General features: G+C 63.6%; 7 protein-coding genes and 2 pseudogenes. 4 read left to right on the forward strand and 5 right to left on the reverse strand.

Translation table 11 applies throughout. The annotated features are described in order from the left end of the window. Positions 1 to 95, forward strand: a pseudogene (locus EOA36_RS38395) (LysR family transcriptional regulator); the annotation flags it as partial. Between the two features lie 45 nt (positions 96 to 140). Here EOA36_RS38395 and EOA36_RS23260 read toward each other — a convergent pair. The 3 genes from EOA36_RS23260 to EOA36_RS23270 form a co-directional block, all read right to left on the reverse strand. Beyond that, positions 141 to 791, reverse strand: coding sequence for a dihydrofolate reductase family protein (locus EOA36_RS23260; RefSeq protein WP_127279591.1), 651 nt, complete (start codon positions 789 to 791; stop codon positions 141 to 143). A gap of 93 nt (positions 792 to 884) precedes the next feature. Beyond that, entirely contained in the window at positions 885 to 1,727 is an 843-nt protein-coding gene (locus EOA36_RS23265) for a protein-L-isoaspartate O-methyltransferase (RefSeq protein ID WP_189553321.1), read from the reverse strand. 54 nt (positions 1,728 to 1,781) lie between these two features. Beyond that, the gene (locus EOA36_RS23270; RefSeq protein ID WP_127279593.1) at positions 1,782 to 3,146 is read right to left on the reverse strand and encodes an Nramp family divalent metal transporter; all 1,365 of its coding nucleotides are present in this window, start codon (positions 3,144 to 3,146) and stop codon (positions 1,782 to 1,784) included. A gap of 215 nt (positions 3,147 to 3,361) precedes the next feature. Here EOA36_RS23270 and mntR point away from each other — a divergent pair, with 215 nt between their 5' ends. The 3 genes from mntR (at position 3,362) to EOA36_RS23285 (ending at position 4,965) form a co-directional block, all read left to right on the forward strand. Next, positions 3,362 to 3,811: a manganese-binding transcriptional regulator MntR gene (mntR, locus tag EOA36_RS23275; RefSeq protein WP_127279594.1), complete on the forward strand. Its 450-nt coding sequence runs from the start codon at positions 3,362 to 3,364 to the stop codon at positions 3,809 to 3,811. A 104-nt stretch (positions 3,812 to 3,915) separates the two neighbouring features. Continuing rightward, a complete protein-coding gene (locus tag EOA36_RS23280) occupies positions 3,916 to 4,104 on the forward strand; it encodes a hypothetical protein (protein ID WP_127279595.1) in 189 nt (62 codons plus the stop codon). Between the two features lie 27 nt (positions 4,105 to 4,131). Then, the gene (locus EOA36_RS23285) at positions 4,132 to 4,965 is read left to right on the forward strand and encodes an alpha/beta hydrolase (protein WP_127279596.1); all 834 of its coding nucleotides are present in this window, start codon (positions 4,132 to 4,134) and stop codon (positions 4,963 to 4,965) included. 41 nt (positions 4,966 to 5,006) lie between these two features. Here the strand turns inward: EOA36_RS23285 and EOA36_RS23290 are convergent, their stop codons facing one another. Together EOA36_RS23290 and EOA36_RS23295 are read right to left on the reverse strand one after the other, a co-directional pair. Continuing rightward, complete coding sequence (locus EOA36_RS23290) at positions 5,007 to 5,897, reverse strand: polysaccharide deacetylase family protein (protein WP_127279597.1); 891 nt, start codon at positions 5,895 to 5,897, stop codon at positions 5,007 to 5,009. A 92-nt stretch (positions 5,898 to 5,989) separates the two neighbouring features. Then, positions 5,990 to 6,449, reverse strand: a pseudogene (locus EOA36_RS23295) (hypothetical protein); the annotation flags it as partial.

Raw genomic sequence — 6,449 nt, forward strand, 5'->3', positions numbered from 1 at the left:
ACCTGCATCTGCCGGGGCATGGCGTGGGTACGGCTGCGCGGGAGTTCGCGCGGCATATACGTGAGGGGCTGGGGCGGCGGGTGCAGGCGGCTTGATGGTGCGCCCCTTCTCCCCGTACAGTGACGGGGAGAAAGAACCACTCACTTCCAGTTCCTACGCCGCTCGAGTTCGGCGTCGGATGGTTCGCCCGTAACAAAAGAGCCGACCTCGATTTCGCCCGCGCGCTCATAGGTCGCCATGATGACGCCGGTGGTGGAAGCCTGCGATTTGACAAGCTTGAAAGCGGCCGGCATTGCGGCATCGCCGAACAACCGCTTGCCCTTGCCCAGCACCAGCGGGAAGATCATCAGCCGGATTTCGTCGATCAGCCCGTTGGCGAGCAAGGTCTGGATCAGATTGCCCGATCCCTGGATGAGCAGGTCAGGTCCATCTTCTTGGCTGAGGCGGCGCAAAGCCGCGATGATATCAGGCCCGAGCGCGCGCGTGTTCCGCCAGGCCAAGGTGTCCGGCCGATGCGTCGCCACATATTTGGTCGCGGGGTTGAAGGCATCCGCGATCGGATCTTTCTGATACGGCCAGTACGCGGCGAAGATGTCGTAGGTTCTGCGGCCGAGCAGCAGGGCGAAGGGCTTGGAGAACAGGTCCTCCATTGCCGAGCCCGCCACCTCGTCGAAGTAGTGGAATGTCCAGCCGCCGAATTTGAAGCCGCCGACCGGATCTTCTTCCGGTCCGCCCGGCGCCTGCATGACGCCATCGAGACTGACGAAGGTCGCGGCGATGATTTTTCTCATCCGTCTTCTCCTTTTTGCGATCCGCGCCGTCACGGCCGGGTTCAACCTTATGACGAACGGCAGGCTTCCTTTTCGACACGCGACGACAAATTTCTAGCCGTTGTCGCCGGCGTGAACGGGGTCGGAGGAGAACCAGACTTCGCCGAGGATTGCCGTGGCGGTGCTGTCTGGCTGCCTGTCCTCAATCAGCCAGACAGAACGGCTGCGCGTGGCCTCTTCGCGTGTCGGGATCTTCGCCTCAGGAGGGATCGCCGAGGCGCCGACGCAAGGGATGAACCACGAGCGCATGAAAGGATGGCAGGCAAAGCCCTTTTCGCTGTGGGTCACCATCACCGCGAACGGAATGCTCTCGGCCGGACGCCACGGGAAGATCATGCGGCCACCGGGGCGCAGCGCCCTCAGCCATCCGGCGGGAGGAGCCACGATACCGGCATTGACATAGATGATGTCGGATGGCGGCAGGGGCGAGGTCACGGCATCGCCATGGACAACAGTCGCATTGCCATAGGCTTCGAGATTTCTGCGCGCCAGTTCGGCCATCTGGTCGTCGACCTCGAAAGCGGCGACGGTGCCGCCCGGCGAAACCAGCATGGCCAGCAAAGCCGTGTAGTAACCGCTGCCGGCGCCGATATGCGTGACGGCCTCGCCGGGTCTTGGCGCCAGCTTTCCGATCCACATGGCGTGCAGGAACGGCTCGCCATTGTTGATGCCCTTTTCGGCGTCGAGCGTCACCAGCACATTCTGGTAGACATGGGCCGGGTCGGCGCTCGGCGTCGTGATCTTGGCGTTGCCGGCAATGACCGTCCATGGCCCCGGACCGAGAAAGGCCTCGCGCGGCACGCTGGCGAACACCTCTTCCAAGCGGGGATCCGATGAAGCGGCGTTGGCCGCCATCAGCCGCGCGTAGAATCTCCTGATGTCTTCGATGTTGCTCATGGCATCGGGAAAGATAGAGCGATCTGGCGGTTTGTCCCGGGATTAGACGGAGCTTCAACCAACCCCGGACATGGTGTCGTAGAGCAGCTTGAAATTGAGCACCAGGATGATGGCCGCGACCACCCAGGCCAATGCCGCCACGCCGCGCGGGATGGCGAGGTTGCCCATCTTCTTCTTGTCGGAGACGAACTGCACCAGCGGGATGACCGCGAAGGGCAGTTGCATTGACAACACCACCTGGCTGAACACCAGCAGCTGGCCGGTGCCCTTCTCGCCATAGAGCGCGGTGACTACCACCACAGGGACGATAGCGAGGCCGCGCGTCAGCAGCCGCCGTGCCCAGTTGGGGATGCGCAGCCGCAGAAAGCCTTCCATGATGATCTGGCCGGCGAGCGTTGCCGTCACCGTCGAGTTGAGGCCCGAGGCGAGCAGTGCCACGGCAAACAGGATCGAGGCGATGCCCAGGCCAAGCAGCGGCGACAGGAGCTTGAAGGCCTGGTCGATCTCGGCGACATCCTGGTGGCCGGTGTCGTGGAAGGCGACCGCCGCGACGATCAGGATGGCGGCGTTGACGAACAGAGCCAGCATCAAGGCGATCGTGGAGTCCGCCGTCGCCCATTTGATGGCATCGCGCTTGCCCGCGTCGGTGCGTTCATAGGCGCGGGTCTGCACGATCGAGGAGTGCAGATAGAGATTGTGCGGCATGACCGTGGCGCCGATGATGCCGATGGCGATGTAGAGCATCGCCGGGTTGGTGACGATCTCGGAGGATGGCACGAACATCGAATGCAGGATCGTGCCGGCCGGCGGGGCGGCAACGAAGATCTGGATGGCAAAGCAGCTGAAAATGATGATCAGAAGCGCGACGACGAAGGCTTCGAGATAGCGGAACCCCTTGTTCATCAAGAGCAGCACGAGGAAAGCGTCGAGCGCGGTGAGTATGGCGCCTCCGATAAGCGGGATGCCGAACAAGAGTTGCAGCGCGATCGCGGTGCCGATCACCTCGGCGAGGTCACAGGCGATGATGGCGAGCTCGCAGGCGATCCACAGCACGAAGTTGACCGGGCGCGGGTAGTAAGCGCGGCAGGCCTGGGCGAGGTCGCGGCCGGTGGCGATGCCAAGCCGCGCCGCCAGCGCCTGCAGCAGGATCGCCATCAGGTTGGACAGCATGATGATGAACAGCAATGTGTAGCCGAACTGGGCGCCGCCGGCGAGGTCGGTCGCCCAGTTGCCCGGGTCCATATAGCCGACCGAGACCATGTAGCCGGGGCCCATGAAGGCGAACAGCCGGCGGAACCAGACGCCCGAACTCGGCACCGCGACGCTGGAATTGACCTCGCGCAGACTGGGCTGATCGTCCTCCTCCCGTTTGGCGAACCGCCATGCGGACCGGGGGGCTGTGACGTCTGCTTCTGACATGAAAAGGCTTTCCGCAGGTTCCGGAGAATGCCCATAAGCTATGCCATGGCTCAACATTATGCAATAGGCTATATTTCATTGTCGGTGCTTGTTGTGACGGGCGGGCAGCCGGAGACGCTGGTTGCACCTCTCGCGGAATGCAAATAAACGGCCTGAAGAATCAGAGCCTGTGCTATAAAAGCAGCGACGGCTAAACTTCCGAGGAGGAGCGCGCATTGGCGCTGAAGAACAGACCGGTCCCGCGTGAGCCGCTGCTCGATGCCGATGTCCATTCGGAAGGGTTCCGGCAGACGCGCGAAGCGCGCCGCAGCGCGCTGGTCGAGGATTATGTCGAGCTGATCGCCGACCTGATCGAGGATGGCAACGAGGCGCGGCAGGTCGACATCGCCGCGCGGCTCGGTGTCGCCCAGCCGACGGTGGCCAAGATGCTGACGCGGCTGTGCGCCGACGGGCTGGTGTCGCGAAAACCCTATCGCGGCGTGTTCCTCACCGAAGCCGGCCGCAAGGTCGCACAGGAAAGCCGCATCCGCCACCAGACGGTGGAAGCCTTCCTGCGCTCGCTCGGCGTCAGTGCCGAGACGGCGCGCATCGACGCCGAGGGCATCGAGCACCATGTCAGCGCCGAGACACTGGACGCGTTCCGCAAGGCGATGACGGCGCGCTGAGGCGCGTCATTGCCGGGTTGCCCGACAGCGTTAGCCGCTGGAACCGCCGCCGCTCATGCGCGTTGCATCTCATCGCGCGCTTGTTGCGCGCCAGGGAGGAAGCAATGGGCGTCGAGCAGGCACCGACCGCGAAAGGCAAGGCGGCAGCCACAGGACTGAAACAGGCGGCGGCCAGGGATGAGCGCAAGACCGAGGCCGAAATGGGCCATCCGCTGAAGAAAGGCGCCGATCGTTTCGAGGAACGCTCGAAAAGCTCGGACGGCAAGAGCGCCGGCGCCAAGCAGAAAGAGTAGGCCGGCAGCAATGCTGGATCGATGCTGATGACGATCGAGTGGCGCCCGCCCGAACGCTTTGTCTTTCAAGGACATTCAATTGCCTGGGGCGTGATGGGGGAAGGACCGCCCGCCGTCGTTCTTCACGGTACCCCATTCTCCTCGGTGGAGTGGCGCCGCATCGCGCCATGGCTCGCCAAGCAGCGACGCGTCCACTATTTCGACATGCTTGGCTATGGCTGGTCGGACAAGCCTGACGGCGACGTGTCGCGCGGCATCCAGAACGAATTGTTCGCGGCGCTCTATGCCCACTGGAAGCTGGAACGGCCCGACGTGGTCGCGCATGATTTCGGCGGATCGACCGCTCTGCGCGGTCATCTGCTCAACGGGTTGGAGTTCCGCTCGCTAGTGTTGATCGATCCGGTGGCGATCAGCCCGCAAGGTTCGCCGCTGGTCCAGGCAGCCAAACAGAACGAGAAGGTTCTTGCCGAGCTGCCAGCGTATGTTCACGAAGCGATCCTGCGCGCCTACATCGATGGCGCGACGTACAATCCGTTACGCGAAGACGAGATGCAGGCCTATCTGCGCCCATGGCTTGGCGACGAAGGCCAGAAGGCATTCTGGAGGCAAGTCGCGCAGATGGATGACAAGTACAGCGAGGAGGTGGAGTGGCGATATGGCGAGGTTCGATGCCCGGTCACCATCCTCTGGGGCGACAATGACGATTGGATCCCGGTAAAGGACGGCCGGGAACTGGCGCGGCGCATTCCCGGCGCGACGTTTCAGACAGTCCCCGATGCGAAGCATCTCGTCCCGGAAGACGCACCAGAAGCGATCGCCGCTACGGTCCTTCAGTTCTGGCGGAGCATGGAAGCCGGCTAGGGGACCGATCAACCCTTTGTTTTGGCGTAATTCCCGTGCTCCTATCGGGTCTCCGCGTAGGCCGTCTGCTGGACCGTCGTCACGGTGCCTGTCGTCAGCGATGACACCAGCGGTTCGCGGCCGCGGTGGCCGGGCACCAGCCGCACCACCTTGTAGCCCTTGGCTCTGAGGTCGGCCAGCAGGTGCGGCAGCATTTGCGCGGTGCGCGGATGGATGTCGTGCATCAGGATGATGCCGGAACCGCGCTGTTCGATACCCGCCATGGTGCGCTTGCGCAGCTGGTCCGGCGTCGACGGGAAATAATCCTTGGAATCGATATCGGCGTCGATGACGACGATGCCGCGCGCCGCGAGCTGGCGGCGCAACGTCGCCGTCGAGGCGAGATAGGGGAAGCGGAAGAAGGGCGCGACGCCGTGCAACGACGGCACCAGTGCGGCAGACACACTCTTGATGCCGCCGTCGATCTGCGCTTGCGCCCCCGTGGCACTCATATGCGTCAGGTTGGCATGGTTCTGGGTGTGGGTGCCGATGGTGTGGCCGTGCGCGGCGACCTCGCGCACAAGGGCAGGGTAGGAGCGGGCCATCTGGCCGACCATCATGAAGGTCGCCTTGACGCCGGCATTGTCGAGCACTTTCAGGACGTTTTCGGTGCGGCCGGGCATCGGGCCGTCATCGAAGGTCAGCACCACCTCGTGGTTGCGCAGCCTGAGGTCGGCGATGCTGTTGACGGTGACGCTGCGGCCGGCAAGGCCGCTGAAGGAATGTGAGGAGAAGAAGCCGCCGGCGCCGGTCTCCTTCGGCTCTGTCGCATAGGCGAGCTTGCCATCCTTGGCGTCGGTCGCAGGTTTCGCCGTCGTGCAACCGGTGGCCAACGCGCCCAAGGCGACAATGCCAAACAGCTGCGCCAGATGGCGCCCGGACACAAAAGCCATGGCGGAAGGATCCCTTTGAATCGCTTACGCTTTTAGTCCGCTTATGGTTAATGAAAGTTTTACTTCGGGCTGTTGCGCAGTCAGCGGACAGCTCACTCGCTAACATCCTGCTTCCAGCTGCGCGGGTGGCCGTCGACGCGGAACTGGAAGATGAAATAGGGCGGGATGCAGGTGCCTTCGCCAGGCTTGGCCTCGGGCAGATCGTCATATCCGGCGGTGCAGATATAGTCCTCGCGGCAGGGATGCGCCTTGTCGCAGGCGCGCAGGCCGGCGGTCTTGGTGAATTCCTTCGTGCAGAATTTATGGTCCTTGCCGGACGCGATGCAATCATTGAAGCCGGTCTTGGCGAGGCGACCGCAACTTGCCTCGTCGGGGAGCTTGTCGCAGCTCGCCTTGCGCAGCATGCCGCCGGGAAAGCCGCCGGTCTTCTGTTCGGGATTGTCGTAGCGCTGGCGCGCGGCGCCATAGCCGGCGAGCTTGACCGCCGGCTTCCTGTCGCGTGCCGGATCGATGGCGCAATCCTTGGCGGTTGCCGGCGACAGGCGGCAATAC

The organism is Mesorhizobium sp. M8A.F.Ca.ET.021.01.1.1 (genome assembly GCF_003998025.1).
Lineage (GTDB): Bacteria > Pseudomonadota > Alphaproteobacteria > Rhizobiales > Rhizobiaceae > Mesorhizobium.

Bases quoted from the DNA above. Each gene is read 5' to 3' on its own strand.
- EOA36_RS23290 (WP_127279597.1), bottom strand. From the start codon at position 5,897: ATGGCTTTTGTGTCCGGGCGCCATCTGGCGCAGCTGTTTGGCATTGTC.
- EOA36_RS23285 (WP_127279596.1), top strand. From the start codon at position 4,132: ATGACGATCGAGTGGCGCCCGCCCGAACGCTTTGTCTTTCAAGGACAT.
- EOA36_RS23270 (WP_127279593.1), bottom strand. From the start codon at position 3,146: ATGTCAGAAGCAGACGTCACAGCCCCCCGGTCCGCATGGCGGTTCGCC.
- EOA36_RS23260 (WP_127279591.1), bottom strand. From the start codon at position 791: ATGAGAAAAATCATCGCCGCGACCTTCGTCAGTCTCGATGGCGTCATG.
- EOA36_RS23265 (WP_189553321.1), bottom strand. From the start codon at position 1,727: ATGAGCAACATCGAAGACATCAGGAGATTCTACGCGCGGCTGATGGCG.
- EOA36_RS23280 (WP_127279595.1), top strand. From the start codon at position 3,916: ATGGGCGTCGAGCAGGCACCGACCGCGAAAGGCAAGGCGGCAGCCACA.